At 61.9% G+C, this 17748-nt stretch carries 16 protein-coding genes; 11 read left to right on the top strand and 5 right to left on the bottom strand.

What is annotated here, in order from left to right; genetic code table 11:
• Positions 1 to 4 precede the first annotated feature (4 nt).
• The 9 genes from DMY87_RS17090 (at position 5) to DMY87_RS17050 (ending at position 10368) form a co-directional block, all read left to right on the top strand.
• Positions 5 to 1093 carry an ABC transporter ATP-binding protein gene (locus DMY87_RS17090; protein WP_110792847.1) on the top strand — a complete coding sequence of 363 codons (1089 nt, stop codon included), beginning with the start codon at positions 5 to 7 and terminating at the stop codon, positions 1091 to 1093.
• Between the two features lie 250 nt (positions 1094 to 1343).
• Entirely contained in the window at positions 1344 to 2480 is a 1137-nt protein-coding gene (locus DMY87_RS17085) for a transporter substrate-binding protein (RefSeq protein WP_110792846.1), read from the top strand.
• The gene (locus DMY87_RS17080) at positions 2480 to 3061 is read left to right on the top strand and encodes an ANTAR domain-containing response regulator (RefSeq protein ID WP_110792946.1); all 582 of its coding nucleotides are present in this window, start codon (positions 2480 to 2482) and stop codon (positions 3059 to 3061) included. The genes DMY87_RS17085 and DMY87_RS17080 overlap by 1 nt, the downstream gene beginning before the upstream one ends.
• Positions 3061 to 3909, top strand: coding sequence for an ABC transporter permease (locus DMY87_RS17075; protein WP_110792845.1), 849 nt, complete (start codon positions 3061 to 3063; stop codon positions 3907 to 3909). Before DMY87_RS17080 ends, DMY87_RS17075 begins: the two co-directional genes overlap by 1 nt.
• Complete coding sequence (locus tag DMY87_RS17070) at positions 3909 to 4829, top strand: ABC transporter permease (protein ID WP_110792844.1); 921 nt, start codon at positions 3909 to 3911, stop codon at positions 4827 to 4829. Before DMY87_RS17075 ends, DMY87_RS17070 begins: the two co-directional genes overlap by 1 nt.
• A 24-nt stretch (positions 4830 to 4853) precedes the next feature.
• Positions 4854 to 6473 (top strand): ABC transporter substrate-binding protein, encoded by a 1620-nt coding sequence (locus tag DMY87_RS17065; protein WP_110792843.1) that lies wholly within the window; start codon positions 4854 to 4856, stop codon positions 6471 to 6473.
• Positions 6474 to 6559: 86 nt separating this feature from the next.
• On the top strand, positions 6560 to 7504 hold the full coding sequence (locus DMY87_RS17060; RefSeq protein ID WP_110792842.1) for an acetamidase/formamidase family protein: 945 nt from the start codon (positions 6560 to 6562) through the stop codon (positions 7502 to 7504).
• Positions 7501 to 9186, top strand: coding sequence for an ABC transporter ATP-binding protein (locus DMY87_RS17055; RefSeq protein ID WP_110792841.1), 1686 nt, complete (start codon positions 7501 to 7503; stop codon positions 9184 to 9186). The genes DMY87_RS17060 and DMY87_RS17055 overlap by 4 nt, the downstream gene beginning before the upstream one ends.
• A gap of 69 nt (positions 9187 to 9255) precedes the next feature.
• Complete coding sequence (locus DMY87_RS17050; protein ID WP_110792840.1) at positions 9256 to 10368, top strand: Fic family protein; 1113 nt, start codon at positions 9256 to 9258, stop codon at positions 10366 to 10368.
• Between the two features lie 45 nt (positions 10369 to 10413).
• On the opposite strand, the gene DMY87_RS17045 is transcribed toward DMY87_RS17050, so the two are convergent.
• The 3 genes from DMY87_RS17045 to DMY87_RS17035 all read right to left on the bottom strand — a co-directional run bounded on the left by DMY87_RS17045 (position 10414) and on the right by DMY87_RS17035 (position 13641).
• Complete coding sequence (locus DMY87_RS17045; RefSeq protein ID WP_342588661.1) at positions 10414 to 11370, bottom strand: metallophosphoesterase; 957 nt, start codon at positions 11368 to 11370, stop codon at positions 10414 to 10416.
• Between the two features lie 272 nt (positions 11371 to 11642).
• On the bottom strand, positions 11643 to 12983 hold the full coding sequence (locus tag DMY87_RS17040) for a sensor histidine kinase (protein ID WP_110792838.1): 1341 nt from the start codon (positions 12981 to 12983) through the stop codon (positions 11643 to 11645).
• A gap of 1 nt (position 12984) precedes the next feature.
• Positions 12985 to 13641, bottom strand: coding sequence for a response regulator transcription factor (locus DMY87_RS17035; protein ID WP_110792837.1), 657 nt, complete (start codon positions 13639 to 13641; stop codon positions 12985 to 12987).
• 177 nt (positions 13642 to 13818) lie between these two features.
• Here DMY87_RS17035 and DMY87_RS17030 point away from each other — a divergent pair, with 177 nt between their 5' ends.
• Positions 13819 to 14115: a PRC-barrel domain-containing protein gene (locus DMY87_RS17030; RefSeq protein WP_110792836.1), complete on the top strand. Its 297-nt coding sequence runs from the start codon at positions 13819 to 13821 to the stop codon at positions 14113 to 14115.
• Positions 14116 to 14309: 194 nt separating this feature from the next.
• On the opposite strand, the gene DMY87_RS17025 is transcribed toward DMY87_RS17030, so the two are convergent.
• Positions 14310 to 15209 (bottom strand): SDR family oxidoreductase, encoded by a 900-nt coding sequence (locus DMY87_RS17025; protein ID WP_110792835.1) that lies wholly within the window; start codon positions 15207 to 15209, stop codon positions 14310 to 14312.
• 197 nt (positions 15210 to 15406) lie between these two features.
• Here DMY87_RS17025 and DMY87_RS17020 point away from each other — a divergent pair, with 197 nt between their 5' ends.
• Positions 15407 to 15799 (top strand): winged helix-turn-helix transcriptional regulator, encoded by a 393-nt coding sequence (locus DMY87_RS17020; protein ID WP_110792945.1) that lies wholly within the window; start codon positions 15407 to 15409, stop codon positions 15797 to 15799.
• Positions 15800 to 15862: 63 nt separating this feature from the next.
• Here DMY87_RS17020 and DMY87_RS17015 read toward each other — a convergent pair whose 3' ends face one another.
• Positions 15863 to 17572 carry a phosphoethanolamine transferase gene (locus DMY87_RS17015; protein WP_110792834.1) on the bottom strand — a complete coding sequence of 570 codons (1710 nt, stop codon included), beginning with the start codon at positions 17570 to 17572 and terminating at the stop codon, positions 15863 to 15865.
• Between the last annotated feature and the right edge of the window lie 176 nt (positions 17573 to 17748).

Genomic DNA, 17748 nt, shown 5'->3' with positions numbered 1-17748 from the left:
CAAGATGGCAGAGGTCAGGCTCACCGATATCCGCAAGTCCTACGGCTCGCTCGAGGTCATCAAGGGCGTGGACCTCGACGTCTCCTCGGGAGAATTCGTCGTCTTCGTCGGCCCCTCCGGCTGCGGCAAGTCCACGCTGCTCCGGATGATCGCGGGACTTGAAGACATCACCTCCGGCGAACTGACGATCGGCGGCAGCGTGATGAACGATGTCGATCCTTCCAAGCGCGGGATCGCCATGGTGTTCCAGACCTATGCCCTCTATCCGCACATGACCGTGCGGGAAAACATGGGCTTTGCCCTGCGCTTTGCCGGCATGGCGAAGGGCGAGATCGAAACCCGCGTCAACGCGGCGGCGAAAATTCTCGAGCTCGGCCCGCTGATGGACCGCAAGCCGAAAGCCCTGTCCGGCGGTCAGCGCCAGCGCGTTGCAATCGGCCGGGCAATCGTGCGCCAGCCGGATGTGTTCCTGTTCGACGAACCGCTCTCCAACCTCGATGCGGAACTGCGCGTGCATATGCGTGTCGAGATCGCCCGGCTGCACAAGGAGCTGAACGCCACCATCATCTATGTCACGCATGACCAGGTGGAGGCGATGACGCTCGCCGACAAGATCGTCGTCCTGCGCGGTGGCCGCGTCGAGCAGGTTGGAGCGCCCCTTGCGCTTTATGACGACCCAGACAATGCCTTCGTCGCCGGCTTCATCGGCTCGCCGCGGATGAACTTCCTGCCGGCCAAGGTGACCGCCATCGGCAGCGGTTCGGTCACCGTCGCGCTCACCGCACAGCCGGAAACCGTGCTGACGCTCCCGGTGACACAGGCCTGCAAAATCGGCGACGTCGTGCAACTCGGCGTGCGGCCAGAACATTTCCTCGGCGAAGGCCAGGGAGACACACAGCTGACGGCCCAGGTCGACGTAGTCGAGCATCTCGGCAATACGAGTTATGTGTATTCGCACATCACGCCAGGCGAACAGATCATCATCGAAAGGGAAGAACGACGCGGCGTCGACCGGAAGACAGACCAGATCACGGTCGGACTGTCGGCCGCCCATTGCCTGCTGTTTGATGACAAGGACCAGCGGATACGTTGACAGCCGAGATGCACCGAGCGAGCATCAAACGAAGCGGCGAAACCCGTTTCCCATGTCGTTGCGCAGAGGATCGTGATTTGACGATCGGGCCGCTTGACAAAGTCGACTTGAGCAGATTTTAATCAAGCTCAGAAAGTAAGCACTTCTCGCTTCCACCACACATTTGGCGCACAGCGCCACCGGGCAACAAAGCCCACAACGCCCCGCCATCGGGATCTGCGTTGTGGGTTTTTTCGTATTTGGAAAACGCATGCAGCAGACGGCAAAAATCGGCGTCCTCTATTCGACCACCGGCCCTTACGGGGCCATGGGGCGGGATGCTCATGGCGGCGTCGCCTTTGCGTTTCACGAATACAGGGCCCGCGGCGGAAACAAGATCGAGCCGGTCTTCTATGATCCGCAGGGCGATCTTGCCGCCTATCTCGAAGGTGCGCGCAGCCTGACACGTGACAGCGGCTGCCGGCACATCATCGGCACCATCACGTCTGCCGCCCGCAAGGAAGTGCTGCCGCTCGTCGAGAAGCACGACAGCCTGCTCTGGTATGCCTGCCCTTACGAGGGCTTCGAGGCCAACGAGAACGCGCTCTACATCGGCGGCTGCCCGAACCAGCATCTGATCCCGCTTTTCGAGCACCTGATCCCGCGCCATGGCGCACGGCCGTATCTTGTGGGCGCCAATTATGTCTGGGGCTGGGAAATGAACCGGCTGGCGCGCGAACTGGTCGCCAATGCCGGCGGCTCGGTGCTCGGCGAGCGGTATCTGCCGATCGAGGAAACCGGTGTCGAACGGATCATCGCCGACATCGCCGAAAAGCGGCCAAGCTTCATCCTCAACAACCTGATCGGCCCGTCGAGTTATGCCTTTCTGGAAGCGATGAGAGAACTCGGCAGCCGCGACCCGGCCTTCCTGCCGGAAAACTGCCCGGTCGCCAGCTGTGACCTGCAGGAATCCGAACTCGATGAAGTCGCAGACGGTGCCGCGGTCGGCCAGCTCTGTGCGGCCTCCTATTTCAACACCTTCAACAGCACCGAGAACCGCGATTTTCAGGCGCGGCTGCGCGATTTCGCTCCTGAAATCGGCGCGGTTTCCAGCATTTTCGCCAGTGCCTATACGGCAGCAACGCTCTGCATCGCCGCGATTGAGGCAACAACGACCGACGAGCCGGCCGGTGTGCGCGAGCACATCCTGTCCCGGACATGGCCGGGCCTCTTCGGCGACATGGTCTTCGATAACAAGACCAATCATGCAAGCCTCCCCTTCCTGCTCGGCCGGGTGAATGCGGAGCGCGGCTTCGACGTGATCGCCTCGCGCCTGCCGCTTGCCGCCGACCCCTATCTCACGGCCGCGACCAGCCGTGCGCAACCTTGGCTCAGGGTGGCGAAATGATCTCGAAGACGCCCAATTTCACCGGCTGGAAAGCGGTGATCCTCGCAGAAGAGGACGGCAATGTTGAAAGACTGCGCCGCCAGCTCTCGTTGCTCGGCTTTGCCTCCTCGGTGCAATGGCTGCCGCTTTCGGGTGGCGACCTGCCGGATCTCGTCATTGTCGATGCTGACAGAGGCTGGGACGAGTTGCTGCCCTGGCCAACCCAGCGCCCGGCCCGCCCGGTGGTGGCGCTTCTCGGCTCCGAAGCGCCGGGTCGCATCGCCTGGGCGATCGGCTGCGGTGCCGGCGCCATCATTCCCAAGCCCGTGACGTCCGCATCCGTCTATCCGGCACTCGTTCTGGCCGTCAGCGGCCATGAACAGCGTCAGGAGGAGGAAGCCCGCATCGCGCATCTGGAAGAACGGCTTCGCCTTCGCCCGGTGGTCTTTGCCGCCATCGAACGCCTCAAGGCCAGCAAATCCATCGACGAGGAAGCCGCCTATGCCCTGCTCAGGGATCATGCCATGCGCCAGCGCATGCCGATCGAACGACTTGCCGCCCTCTTCCTCGGCGGGGCTGACGTGATGCGGGAGGTCGGTTGATGCGTGTGCTTCGCGAAATGCTCCGCCAGCCGGCGGCTCTGTTCGGCTTGGCGATCATCCTCATCGTCGTGATCGGCGCCCTCGGCGCGCCGCTCTTCGCCCCCTTCAATCCGGACGAACAGATGTTCGACGGGTTGACGCTGGAAGGGGCCCCCATGCCCCCGGGTGGCCCCTTCCTGCTGGGAACCGACACGCTTGGCCGCGATCTGCTGTCGCGCATGCTGTTCGGCGCGCGCACCTCGCTTTTGATCGGGCTGGTTGCCAATGGCGTAGCCGTCGCGATCGGCCTCCTCGTTGGCATCACCGCCGGCTATATGCGCGGATTTGCCGGTAACGTTTTGATGCGGTTCACCGACCTGATGATGGCCTTCCCGGCCCTGCTTCTGGCCATCGTGCTGGCGGCCCTGTTGAAACCCAGCCTCTGGATCGTCGCCATGGTGATCGCGCTCGTCAACTGGGTCCAGGTGGCGCGTATTGTCTACACAGAGACGCGCGGCCTGGTGGAGCGTGACTTCATCCTGGCAGAGCGGTCTCTCGGTGCAGGCCACGGCCGCATTCTCTTCTTGCACATCCTGCCGCATCTCATCCCGACCGCGATCGTCTGGGGCACGCTCGGGATTGCAACGACCGTGCTGCTGGAGGCAACGCTCTCCTTCCTCGGCATCGGGGTCCAACCACCGAACCCGTCCTGGGGCAATATCATCTTCGAGAGCCAGAGCTATTTCCAGGCTGCTCCCTGGCTGGTCTTCTTCCCAGGCGCCGTGATCCTGCTCACCGCGCTCGCCTTCAATCTGGTCGGAGACGCGCTGCGCGATTTGCTCGATCCGACCCAGCGCGGGAGGGGTTGATGCTCCAGCTTCTTGCCAAGCGGCTCGTCCAGTCGGTCCTGATCCTGTTCGGTGTCTCCGCCATCACCTTCGTGCTGCTCTATGCACTGCCGGCCGATCCCGCCCGCATGATTGCGGGCCGCAGCGCAACCGCCAAGACGGTTGAAAACATTCGCCACGAACTCGGCCTCGACAAGCCGCTGGTGGTCCAGTTCGGCCATTATGTCGGCGGCCTTGTTCAAGGGAACCTCGGCCGCTCCTATGCCCAGAAGACGGAAGTCTCGACGCTGATTGCCGCACGCCTGCCGGCAACGCTGACGCTGATGGCAGCCGGCATCGCGCTTGAGGTTTTGTTCGGCATGGTGCTCGGCGTGACGGCCGCGCTTTATCGCGGCAAACTCGCCGACCGGGTGATCATGATGTCATCCTTTGTCGGTGTATCGGCCCCACAATTCGTCGTCGCCCTGTTGCTGCTGTATGTCTTTGCCGCCACCCTCGGCTGGTTTCCGATGTCAGGCTACGGCACCGCCGCCCATGTGATCCTGCCGGCCGCCACCCTCGGACTGCTTGGCGCAGGCTGGTATGCCCGCATGGTCCGCTCGGCAATGATCGACGTTTTGAACCAGGATTACGTGCGCACCGCCCGCGCCAAAGGGCTGTCGCGCGCCCGCGTCGTGCTGCGTCATGCGCTGCCCAATGCGACGCTTCCGATCATCGCGATGATCGGCATCGATATCGGCCAGTTCATGGGCGGCGTGGTCGTGGTCGAAGCCGTCTATGGCTGGCCCGGCATCGGTCAGCTCGCCTGGCAGGCGATCCAGCAGGTCGACATTCCCATCATCATGGGCGTTACGCTGACCTCGGCGCTCGCCATCATCCTCGGCAACCTTCTCGCCGACATCATCGCGCCGGCCATCGACCCGCGCATCCGTTCACACTGAAGCTCGACACAAAGGGGAACCACAATGTTCAGACGCTTGCTTCTCACCTCCACCGCTGCGGCGATGATGGCATTCCTGCCATCGATTGCCGGTGCGCAGGACACGCCCGCCAAGGGCGGCGACATCGTCGTCACCTACAAGGACGACATCACCACGCTCGATCCGGCCATCGGTTACGACTGGGTCAACTGGTCCATGATCAAGAGCCTGTTTTCGCGCCTGATGGACTACGAGCCGGGCACGGCCAATCTCGTGCCGTCGCTGGCCGAAAGCTTCGACGTATCGGCTGATGGCCTAACCTACACCTTCAAGCTGCGCCCGGGCGTGAAGTTCTCGAACGGCCGCGCGGTCGTTGCCTCTGATGTCAAGTACTCGATCGAACGCGCCGTCAATCCGAAGACCCAAGGCCCAGGTGCCGGCTTCTTCGGCGCGATCGCAGGCTTCGACGCCGTCTCCGGTGGCACCTCGGAAACGCTCTCGGGCATCGAGACGCCTGACGATCAGACCGTCATTTTCAAGCTCTCGCGTCCCGACGCGACCTTCCTGCATGTGCTCGCCATCAACTTCGCCTCGGTCGTGCCGAAGGAAGCCGTGGAAGCGGCAGCCGGTGATTTCGGCAAGAAGCCAGTCGGCTCCGGCACCTTCATCCTGAAGGACTGGACGATCGGCCAGAAGCTGGTCTTCGACCGCAACCCTGATTACTTCAACAAGGACCTGCCTTATATCGACAAGGTGACCGTCGAAGTCGGCCAGGAGCCGCTGGTGGCGCTGCTGCGTCTGCAGAAGGGTGAAGTCGACATCGCCGGCGACGGCATTCCGCCGGCCAAATTCCTCGAGATCAAGAACTCGCCCGAGGGCGCACAGATGATCGTCGATGGCGAACAGCTCCATACCGGCTATCTGACGCTCAACACCAAGATCAAGCCGCTCGACGACGTCAAGGTTCGTCAGGCGATCAACATGGCCGTCAACAAGGAGCGCATCACCCGCATCCTGAACGGCCGTGCGACGCCGGCCAACCAGCCCTTGCCACCACTGATGCCGGGATACGACAAGGCCTTCACCGGCTATGCCTTCGACGTCGAAAAGGCGAAGGCGCTGCTGGCAGAAGCCGGTTATCCCGACGGCTTCGAGACCGTTCTCTACTCCACCAACACCGACCCGCAGCCGCGCATCGCCCAGGCGATCCAGCAGGATCTCGCCGCCATCGGCGTGAAGGCGGAAGTGCGCGCACTCGCCCAGGCCAACGTGATCGCCGCCGGCGGCACGGAAGGCGAAGCGCCGATGATCTGGTCGGGCGGCATGGCCTGGATCGCCGACTTCCCGGATCCGTCCAACTTCTACGGCCCGATCCTCGGCTGCAGCGGTGCGGTTCAGGGCGGCTGGAACTGGTCGTGGTATTGCAACGAAGCGCTCGACAAGCGCGCGATCGAAGCCGACTCGATGTCCGATCCGGCCAAGGCAACCGAGCGCCAGGCCGTCTGGGGCAAGATCTTCACCGATATCATGGCAGATGCCCCTTGGGTCCCGGTCATCAACGAACGTCGTGTCGTTGCCAAGTCGCTCCGCATGGGCGGCCCGGACAACATCTACATCGATCCGACCCGCGTCATCAATTACGACGCGATCTTCGTGAAGCAGTAAGCCTCTTCCGATGCGTCTCCGTCTCCCCGGCACCACGGGGAGACGGACCAACCGATAAAACCAGCTGAACACCCGGAGGCATTCCCATGTGCGTCGCCTGCAATCACACCATCCACAGGGCTCAACACAATTTCGGCTGGAACCGGGATTTTCCGCCGGCGCTCACGGCAAAGCCCGGTGAAACCATTCTGTTCGAATGCATGGACTCTTCCGGCGGCCAGATCGGCCCGGACGCGACGCTGGAAACGCTTGCCAATCTCGACTTCGGCAAGATCAACCCGGTTTCCGGTCCTGTTTATGTCGAGGGTGCCGGGCCCGGCGATGCGCTCAAAGTCACCATCCGCAAGTTTCATCCGTCCGGCCATGGCTGGACCGCCAATATTCCAGGCTTCGGCCTGCTCGCCGACCAGTTCAAGGATCCGGCCCTGCATGTCTGGTCCTACGACACCGCTTCGATGGCGCCGGCGGCTTACGGCCCGGGCGGCAAGGTGCCGCTAAAACCCTTTACCGGCACCATCGGTGTGGCACCGGCAGAAGCCGGCCTGCATTCGGTCGTCCCCCCACGGCGCGTCGGCGGCAACATGGATATCCGCGACCTGACGGCAGGTGTCACGCTTTATCTGCCGATCGAAGTCGAGGGCGCGCTGTTCTCCGTTGGCGACACCCATGCGGCCCAGGGTGACGGCGAAGTCTGCGGTACGGCCATCGAAAGCCAGATGAACGTCGAGCTCACCCTCGACCTCGTCAAGGGTGCCAATCTCAAGACACCGCGTTTCACCACGACCGAACCCGTCACCCGCCATCTCGATGGCGCCGGCTACGAAGTCACGACCGGGATCGGCCCGGATCTGATGACCGGAGCCCAGGAAGCCGTCATGCGGATGATCGATCTCCTGACCGGCGAACACGGCATGAACCCGGTTGACGCCTATATGCTCTGCTCGGTCTGCGGTGACTTGCGGATCAGCGAGATCGTCGACATGCCGAACTGGGTCGTTTCCTTCTACTTCCCGAGGATCGTCCTCCTGTGACAGGCACAGTTTCTGCATCGACACCGGTCCTGTCGGTCCGCAACCTGACCCTCGACGCACGCACGCCGACGGGTCTGAAGCGCATCCTCGACGATGTCAGCTTCGAGATTGCGGCCGGCGAGACGCTGTGTCTGGCCGGCGAATCCGGCTCCGGCAAGTCGGTGACCTCGCTTGCCATCATGGGGCTATTGCCCAAGGCCGCTTTGCGGGTGGCGTCCGGCGAGATCCGGCTTGGTGAGACGAGCCTTCTCGGACAAAGCGAACGTGCGATGCGGAGGATCCGCGGCCGCGAGGTGGCGATGATCTTCCAGGAACCGATGACATCGCTCAATCCGGTGATGACCATCGGCGCCCAGATGGAAGAGGCGATCCGCGAGCATCGGTCCGACAGCGCAGAGAGCCCGGAAACCATCGCCCGCCAGATGCTCGATGCCGTCCACATGACGGAGGCAGCAAGACGCCTCACGCAGTATCCGCATGAACTTTCCGGCGGCATGCGCCAGCGCGTGATGATCGCCATGGCGCTGTCCTGCCGTCCGAAGGTGCTGATCGCCGACGAGCCGACCACGGCCCTTGATGTGACCGTTCAGGCCCAGATCCTGACCCTGATTCGGGAACTGCGCCGCGAATTCCAGACCTCGATCCTGATGATCACCCATGACATGGGCGTGGTGGCGGAGATGGCCGACCGGGTCGCCGTCATGCAGCACGGCCGTATCGTCGAACAGGGTGATGCGCTTGAGATTTTCGAACGCCCGACGGCCGCTTATACGCAGCAACTGCTGGCGGCCGTCCCGCGTCTCGGCGCGCTTGCCGGGACATCCGAGCCGCCGAAGGTCACGTCTCATCCGCCTTTGTCTGCCTCTTCCTCGCCCGTGCTGGAGGTCGCCGACCTCAGCGTCACCTATGGCGCCAAGAGCGGCTGGTTCTCGCGCGGCAAGGCACCTCAGCCGACGGTGAAGAAGATCGGATTCGAGCTGAAAGCCGGGCAGACGCTGGGCCTCGTCGGCGAAAGCGGGTCTGGCAAGTCGACGACCGGCAAGGCCGTGCTCGGGCTCATTCCCTTCGACGGCAGCGTGCGGATTGCCGGACGCGAGGTCTTCCCGGCCTCGCCCTCGATCATGCTGCCGATCCGCCGCAGCGCGCAGATGATCTTCCAGGATCCGTATGCCTCGCTCGACCCGCGCATGAGCGTGGGGGCGGCGATCGCAGAACCGCTCGTCATCCACGGCATCGCCAATGCCTCAGAGCGCCAGGACCGGGTTGCAGCCTTGCTGAAACGGGTCGACTTGCCACCAGAAGCGGCAGACCGCTATCCGCACGAGTTTTCCGGCGGACAGCGGCAGCGTATCTGCATTGCACGTGCGCTCGCCCTCAAGCCACAGTTGATCGTCGCCGACGAAAGCGTGGCAGCGCTTGATGTCTCGGTCCGCGCCCGCGTGCTCGATCTGATGCTGGAGTTGCAGGAGGAAATGGGGCTCGCCTATCTCTTCATCTCGCATGATATGGCGGTGATCGAGAAGATGGCGCATAATGTCGCGGTCATGCGCGGAGGTGAAATCGTCGAGATTGGGTCCCGAGCCCAGGTCTTTGAAGACCCTCGTGATCCCTATACACGCGCCCTCATGGCAGCGGTCCCGATCCCGGATCCACGCCATTATCGCGGACCAATGCCGCAATGAGCGAAACAAACTCCTTTTATCGCCCATAATTATCAGGCATTATGGGCGATAAATTGGAATTTATCACTCATGGCTTGGAATTGGGAATTGGAGGGGTGGCCCGCATTCGCTTGGCGCCCCGAGCGGTTGAAGGCAAGGGAGCAGGCATTCGTCGAGAATGCGGCCATTGCCGTCGGCACAATGCGGCATCTGGGACAGGGCGACCGCGAGGATCTCGTCATTGAGCTGCTGAGCTCCGATGCCATGAGCACATCCGCCATCGAAGGGGAAGTGCTCGATCGCGACAGCGTTCAATCCTCTCTGCGCCGGCAGCTTGGTATGTCGGCAGCAAGCCTCCGCAGCCGACCGGCGGAAGCGGGGATTGCCGAAATGATGGCGGATCTTTACCGCCACCCGCTCACCCCAATCACCGAAGAGCGGCTCTTCGAATGGCACCGTATGGTCATGAACGGCCGACGCGACATAACCAGCATCGGAGCCTATCGCGGTCATGACGAACCGATGCAGATCGTTTCCGGTGCCTTCGGACGCCAGCGCGTGCATTTCGAAGCGCCGCCCTCCGAGCGCCTGACCCTTGAGATGGGGCGCCTTCTCGCATGGCTCGAACGCACTTCGCCCGACGGCGACGAGCCGCTTGCAGCGCTTGCCCGTGCCGGCATTGCCCATCTGTGGTTCGAGAGCATCCATCCCTTCGAGGACGGCAATGGCCGTATCGGCCGCGCGATCGCGGAAAACATCCTTGCGCGCGCCATCTCCACGCCGACCTTCAGCGCATTGTCGAAATCGCTGTTGAAGCATCGCCGGGACTATTATGCCATGCTGGAGGCGGCGAGTACCACGCTCGATATCGACGCCTGGCTCTCATGGTTTGCTGACCGGGCACTCGAAGCACAGAACTCAGCCGATGACCTGGTCCGCTTCCTGATCGAAAAGACAAGACTGATGGACAGGCTGAGAGGCGCGCTGAACGACCGCCAGGAAAAAGTCCTGCTGCGCATGCTGGCGGAAGGACCCGATGGATTCGTCGGGGGTCTCAGCGCCGGCAATTACGCGACGATCACCGGTGCTGCGCCATCCACCATCACCCGCGACCTCTCCGACCTCGTCGAGAAGGGCGCGCTGTTGCGGGACGGCGAGCGCAAGGCAACGCGCTATCGACTGAATCTCGCTATCGATCCCTGAGGGACCGAGCATGCACAGCCCGCGATGCATGCTGCCCGGCGTCCGTCAGATCTTCTTGCTGAAGCTCTCGGTGAACTGGACTGAACCATCCTTATGGCTTGCCTCGCAAAAGACGACATCCATCGCGTCTGCCATGACATTGACGACGGCGAACCCGCCCATGAAAGCGGCTTTCGGCTTGAAGATATCGATGCCGTCGCGGTTGTAGATCATGGCAGTCTCGTGCTGGTGCCCGTGGAACAGCCCGATGACATTATAGGGTCTTAGAAGCTCGACCATTTTCGCGCGATCTTCGGCGCTCCACCAATGCGGCGGACCATTGCCCTGCTGATCGAATGTCTGCTTGTCCGCATCCCAAACCTCGGTCGAGAACGGGTCCCAGCCATAATGCTGGAACAGGATGACGGGTTTCCGGTTGGTCGCATAGGCCGCAAGGTCATCGGCCAGCCACTTCAGTCCCGAGACGGCTCCCTTGTTCGTATCGCCGGCAAACCGCTGTGTTTGCACGAGGTGCACATTCGGCCAGTCCCAGGAATAGCAGTCCGATTCCACATCGTAACTCGTCACCGGGACCGGCGGTTTGAAAAACACGGTCGAGCGGTGATTGAGCTCGACATAGTCGCGAAGTTCACGCCGATACCAGTCGACATGCGGTGCCGGACCATCCTGGTCGAGGTCGTGATTGCCGAGGCCGAGATAGACCGGGAAATGCACCCGGTCCGGCCCTACCCCTTCCTGATATCTCTGGCTGAACTGTCGCAACTGATAGCCTTCGCCGGGGATGGCCCCCTGGCCACGGCCGTCATCGGTCAGATCGCCGCCAATCACGACACCCCTGAGAGTGCCGATCTTCCTGCCGGCCCCGACCAGCGTTGTGGGTTTGCCGGATATCTCCGCCGGCCAAGACAGCTGCGGCACTGTGTTGATGGCACGGACATGGTGCAGCAGGTTCTCGTCCGTCTTTCCTTCTGCCGCACAGTTTGGCGCCAGACCATTTGCCATGCGGCAGGCATGGATGTCGTTCGTAAATATGAAAGTCGAAGCCTCTTTTTCCTGTGCGGCCAGAAGCCCCGAGGGATACAGCAGGCTGGTTGACACTGCTGCAGAGGCGGAACGCAGAAAATTGCGCCTATTCATAACCGGCAATAGGATGGGGGCCATGTCTTGTTACATTCTCCTGGGCGGCAAAGTCGGCATGTGGCGGATGGGGTTGGCAATTGCCCAAGGTTACGGTTGCGGGCTGCCCTCGTCCAGAGCGGCCTTATGCGTCATCGTCAGGCAAAATCGAGCACGGCCTCAAAAACAGCCGCTCCGTCGTTGGCGACATGCGATCGCAGCTTCAGCCTGCCGTTCATCTGCGCCATCAATCGATGAACGATTGCCAGCCCGAGGCCGGATCCCGGTTGGTTCGTGCGGCCTCGGCGGTAGCGCTGGCGATACTGTTCGACATCCTCGTCCAGCCGTCCCTCGACCACGTTGACCACACTGATGCGGCGTTCTGCCAAGGCACTTACCTTGATCGGCCGAGCCTCGGCGCCATATTTGACTGCGTTTTCGAGCAGGTTCTTGAAGGCAATCCCGAAGGCATCCGGATCGATCGGCAGGAGGACGGCTTCCTGCGGGCGATCCCGTGTCACCTCGATTTCGACCGTCGGGTGAGACCGCACGAAATCCTCGAGCACGAAGTCGAAAAGCGCAAACAGGTCCGACGGTTCGGTGGCGGTGCCAATGCCCGCATCAGCGCGGGCAAGTTGCAGCAGCTTTTCCGCCATGGCAGAGAGCCGCCGCAAGGCCGATTGTACCTGCACGGCGCGCGCTCGGGCAGCGCTGTCGTCGAGCTCCGCGACCAGCAATTCTGTCTGAGCGAGTGCACCGGCAAGTGGTGTGCGCAATTCATGCGCGCTGTTGGCCGACAGGTCCCGCTCGGCCTGCAAGGTCGCGGCCAATCGCTCCAGGAGTGTGTTGATCGAACCCGGGATCGCGGCCAGCTCCGCCGGCAGGTCTGCCATCTCGATCGGTGCCATATTCGCACCGCTGCGCTCGGAAATGGCGTCGCCCAGACGCGCGACAGGTGCGGTGGCGCGAGAGACGATCCACCAGATGGCAAGCATGCCCAGCGGCAATAGAATCATGATCGGAAGCAGCAAGGCCAGGGCACTTTCCAGCGTCGCCTCGCGGCGGTGATCAAGCGAATCCGCGACCTGTACGAACAGGCTGTCGCTCACCGTGGCCACGGTAAAAATTCTCCGGTCGCCATCCCTGAAGAAACCCGGGACGAGGGGTGCCCCATAGGGCTCGGCGGAGACATTGTTCGAATGCAGGAGGACGCGCCCCGAGGCATCGCGCACCTGGTATGTGAGGTATTGATCGTGAATGTCGGGCCGGGGATCGACAACACGATATGGCTCTTCGCGCGCTTCGCGACGAAACAGGTCATCGACCACGAGGGGCACCAACCGCTCCGTGGTTTCCTGCAGGCCACTGTCGAAGACTTCGTCGAATTCGTCCCGCATGATCGAGATACCGAGCAGCACGGCGATCGTCCAGAAGCCAAACAGGAGGGCGGCAAGCGAGACGGTCAGGGTGCGGGACAGGCTCGCCGGTTTCCTTGCCATCTCAAGCAATCCTGTATCCGAGACCGCGCATCGTCTCGATCACGTCCTTGCCGAGCTTTCTGCGCAGACGGCTGACATAGACCTCGACCGTATTGCTCTCCACTTCGGCACCAAATTCGTAGAGCGCCTCTTCGAGCTGCCCCTTCGAGACGATCGCATGGCGGCGGGCGATCAGGCGGTCGAGCACCGCCCATTCGCGTGACGACAGACTGATATCGACGCCCTCTTCCGAAATGACGCGACGTTCCGCGACAAATATCTTCAGGGTGCCCAGCGTCACCTCCGGCAGTTGCTGGCTTCCATAGCGCCGCGCAACTGCCTGCATGCGCGCCTCAAGCTCGCCCATGTCGACCGGCTTCACCAGATAATCATCTGCGCCGGCATTGAGGCCGGCAATGCGATCCGACACCTGGTCGTGCGCAGTCATGATGATCACCGGCGTCGAGTCCCGACTTGTGCGCAGTCCTTTCAGGATGTCGATGCCATTTCCGTCAGGCAATCTCAGATCAAGCAGAACGAGATCATAGGGCGCGGCTGCAAGGCTCGCCTCAGCCGCCTCGCGCGTCATGGCCCAGTCGACGGCATGCCCCTGCCGCCGCACATGTGTGCGGACCGCATCCCCCAGCAACTCATCGTCTTCGACCAATAATACGCGCATATATTCGCCCCGTGGAGGCCATGAAACTTGCGGCTAGTTGGTAATCTCCCCGCCTGAAAGGTCAAGGCCGGCGTTTTGGAGACAGATGGGGGAGGCCAAACGGATCCCGTGATCAGAGGGAACTGTTGCAGCGCCGCATGAGTTGTGTGTGGGCTTGCAACACAGGAAGGAACGACAATGGATCACAGCAATCACGTCCGCCTCACCGCGACCGAACTCACCCCCTCGGTTCTGCAGGGCGCTACCGTTTACGGCGCAGACGACCACAAGGTCGGGAAAGTCGACCACGTGCACGGTGTCGGGGCGATGAGCCATGCCGTCATCGATGTCGGCGGCTTCCTTGGCATTGGTGCAAAACCGGTTTCGGTGCCGCTGAGCGACCTCGACTTCATGCGCGACGAGGATGGCGATGTTCATGCCGTCACGGCCTGGACGAAGGATCAGCTCAAGGACATGCCCGAGCATAAACACTGACCTCGGTCCACAGATTTGCGAAAACCCGGCCTTTGTGCCGGGTTTTTGATTTCCTGGGGCAGCAGGTGCGCGCACACAATCTTGCCAATCGCCCGGGCGGGAATGCCCGGGCGATGTGCTCAGAAGGTCCGGAAGTGAGACGGCCTCGTGGCGGGCGCGCCGTCTCAGTGCTCCCTGGACGTCTCCGGAACGGCTTAGTTGATCAGCGCCTTCAAGGCTCCGGCCTGGCTCTTGATCCAGCCCTCGAAAGCCTGAGGTTCGAGACCCGTCAGGGTCTTGTAGTCCGTCGTGACCTGGGCCAGGCCGCCGACGCCGACCATGGTATCGATGGAGGCGTAGACGCGTGCGACCGGCTCGGGCAGGCCGGCACCGACCATGCCCTGCACGAGGCCTTCCAGCGGCACCTCGACCACGGCGATCTCCTTGCCGGCAGCAGCGCTGATGAGGGCAGCGATATCAGCGTGGCTATAGGAGTTGGCACCGGTCAGAGTGTAGATCGTCTTCGCGTCGCTGGGGGCGATCAGGGCTGCCGCAGCAGCCCGCCCGATGTCGTCACGGGCGATATGCGCGATGCGTCCACCGGCGGCGGCCGAATACCAGTGGCCTGATGCGAGGGCAGGGCCCGCAGACAGGAAGACGTTTTCGAAATACCAGTTGTTGCGCAGGATGGTCCAGCCTGGGATCGAGCTCGCCTTGATCGCTGCCTCCGTTCCTTCGTGGTCGGGCGCAAAGAGCAACGGCGAATTGGCGGGTTCCGGCATGGAGGTGTAAAGCAGGTGCTGGACGCCGGCCTTTTCGGCTGCGGCGATTGCGGCCTTGTGCTGGATGAGACGATGGCCCGGACGATCGAGCGTGTCGGTGCTGATGATCAGGACCCGCCCGACGCCTTCAAAGGCCTTTTCCATCGACGCGATGTCATCGAAATCGACCGCACGTGTCTGGACGCCCTTATCTGCCCAGGTGGCGAGCGCTGCGGGCTTCCGGCTCGCAGCCACGATATCGGCGGGTGCGACCTTGTAGGTTTCCGTCAGATGGTGAAGGACGCTCTGGCCAAGTTTGCCGGAAGCGCCGGTGACGAGATATTTTGCAGTCATGGATCATACATCCTTGCAGCGATGAATTGGGCTCAAAAACAGTGCTGGTCTGTTTTTCAGAGTTGCTGTAGATTGCAGATCCGTGAGACGCCGTAAAGTAGGCAGTTTTTTAGAACCACGTCGGATGGAGAATACCGGTGACCGCACATGTGAAACTGAATCCGGACGTCGATCAGGCGATCGGTGCGATCAAGGCCATGCTGGCCGAGCCGGCAGGCGGCCCTTTCGATCCCAAGAATTGCCCCGTGCGCGACGTGTTCTCGCACATCGGTGACAAATGGGCATCGCTGATCCTGCAGGTCTTGTGCACGCAGAACCATCGCTTCGGAGAGTTACGCCGCGCCATTCCCGACATTTCGCAGGCGATGCTGACAAGCACCCTTCGCACCCTCCAGCGCGACGGTCTGGTGCATCGCGAAGTCTTCCCGACGCAGCCGCCAAGCGTGGAATACAGCCTGACAGAATTGGGACAATCCCTGATCGGACCGATCGCCGGCTTGGTCTTCTGGTCGGTGGAGCACCATGCGCGGATTCAACAGTCGCGCCGCCAATATGACGTCGACAATCCTCCGGTCCGAAAACTGCGCTAATCGGCGACCACGGTCCGATCTGAAGGTCAGGCGCTCAGATCGGCAAGGCTTCCCTCATCGCAATCAACTCGTCGCGGCTTTGCAACTGCCAACAATATCGAGTTCCGGATCGCGCACCTCGGTTTGGACATGCATCATGCCAAGCACCGTGTGGAACAGATTGTCATGCGAGGCTGCTTCGGACGTCTTGGCACTCAGGCAGGTCGTGTCGACCTGAGACTTCGCCGCCGATCCGAGCCAGAGCACGAAGGGGATATGTGTCTGTTGGCTCGGTGCGAACAAGTAGGGCGTGCCATGCAGATACAGCCCGTTTTCACCGAGCGACTCGCCATGGTCTGACATGTAGATCATGGAGGCGTCGATGCTTGTATCCCGTGCCTTCAACTTGTCGATGATCGAGGACAGGATGAAGTCGGTATAGAGCAACGCATTGTCATAGGCGTTGGTAATCGTCTCAGGCGTGCAATCCTTGAATTCGACCGTGCGGCAGTCGGGCGTGAACTTGCGGAAAGCCTCCGGGTAGCGGGCATAATAGGCCGGGCCATGATTGCCGAGCTGGTGCAGAACCAGCACGGAATCGCCCTTTACCCCGTCGAGCCAGCCGTCGACCTTGTCGAGCATGATCTCGTCCAGGCATTCGCCATTCGTGCAGTAGCGAGGATCCTTCATCTTGAAGAAGTCCTGGCTGCCGATACGGTCCGCGACGTTCTTGTCGCCCGTGTTGTTGTCCCACCACTCGGTGCGCACGCCCGCGTGCCCCAGAACGTCCATCAGATTTTCGGTCGCAAGGGCCTTGGCGTGGGAGTATTCACTGCGGGTGTAGCGCGAGAACATGCAGGGCACGGAGATGGCGGTCGCCGTTCCGCAGCTGGACGTGTCCTTGAAATAGAAGATATCCCGCTTGGAGAGTTCCGGATTGGTGGCACGCTCATAGCCGCCCAACTGAAAATTCTGCGCCCGCGCCGTTTCGCCCACCACGATGATGGTGACGCGCGGCTTGCGTGCGCCGGGTTGAAGGGCATCCGTCACCTTCGCATCGAGCCCGATCGGTTCGGCCACGATATTCTTTTCCTCGGTCGACTTGACGGCGTAGCTGATGGCCGCACCGATCGGGAAGATCGGGTTCAGGCTGCGGAACCAGTCGCGATGTTCGCGGATATTGAAGATGAAGGTGCCACTGTTGGTGACACCCGCTCCCGCCAGAACCAGCACGGCCGGCCCTATAACGGCGAGGTTTCGCACCACCTTTCGCAGCAGCGTGCGGTGCTTGACCTCGACCCAGATCACCAGAAGCGACGGCAACAGACCGTAAAGCGCGATGTGGAAGAGAAATGTCGGCGTGATCAGATGGCCGGCTTCGGGACCGGTGGTCTCTGCGGCGTTGCGGATCATCTCGCTGTCAATCACCACACCGAAGCGGTCCATGAACCAGGCCGAGGCAGTGGCCGACAGGATCAGGAACACCAGGACCGGCTTGATGACGAATTTGGCTGAAAAGGTGACGAGGATCGCCACGAATCCGGCGAACAGCCCGATCGCGAGACAGGCAAGCGCGAAGGTTTCACCCGACAGATAGGCTGCGGACTTGTGCCAAAAGGTCGCATTCATGACGACCAGCAGATAGGCCGAAACGAGGACGCTCAGCCATTCGCTGCTGATGCGGGGTCGAGGAAGAGATCGGAGCAAGGCCGGCAATGCGGTATCCTTCATGGCACTGTAAATTTGCCGGAAGCTCTGAAGGATAAAGCTGACACGCACCTGAACGCGTTTCATGCGGTGAATACGTTCTGTTCCCCTCCCTGTCCAAAGCCGGAAACTCCCGAAGCCCCTGAAGCTGGTCGGCGTCGCAATGCTCTATGTCTTTGTTTTCACGCAATTCCGGACGCAAAACCGCTTCGCACTTTTGCTGGAACTGCTCTATGTCTCGCACCGGTAGTGGCGCTCGCCCG

The organism is Peteryoungia wuzhouensis (assembly GCF_003205195.1).
Classification (GTDB): Bacteria; Pseudomonadota; Alphaproteobacteria; order Rhizobiales; family Rhizobiaceae; genus Allorhizobium; species Allorhizobium wuzhouense.
Note: the sequence above shows the minus strand (reverse complement) of the source record. Positions and strands in the feature narration are given on the sequence as shown.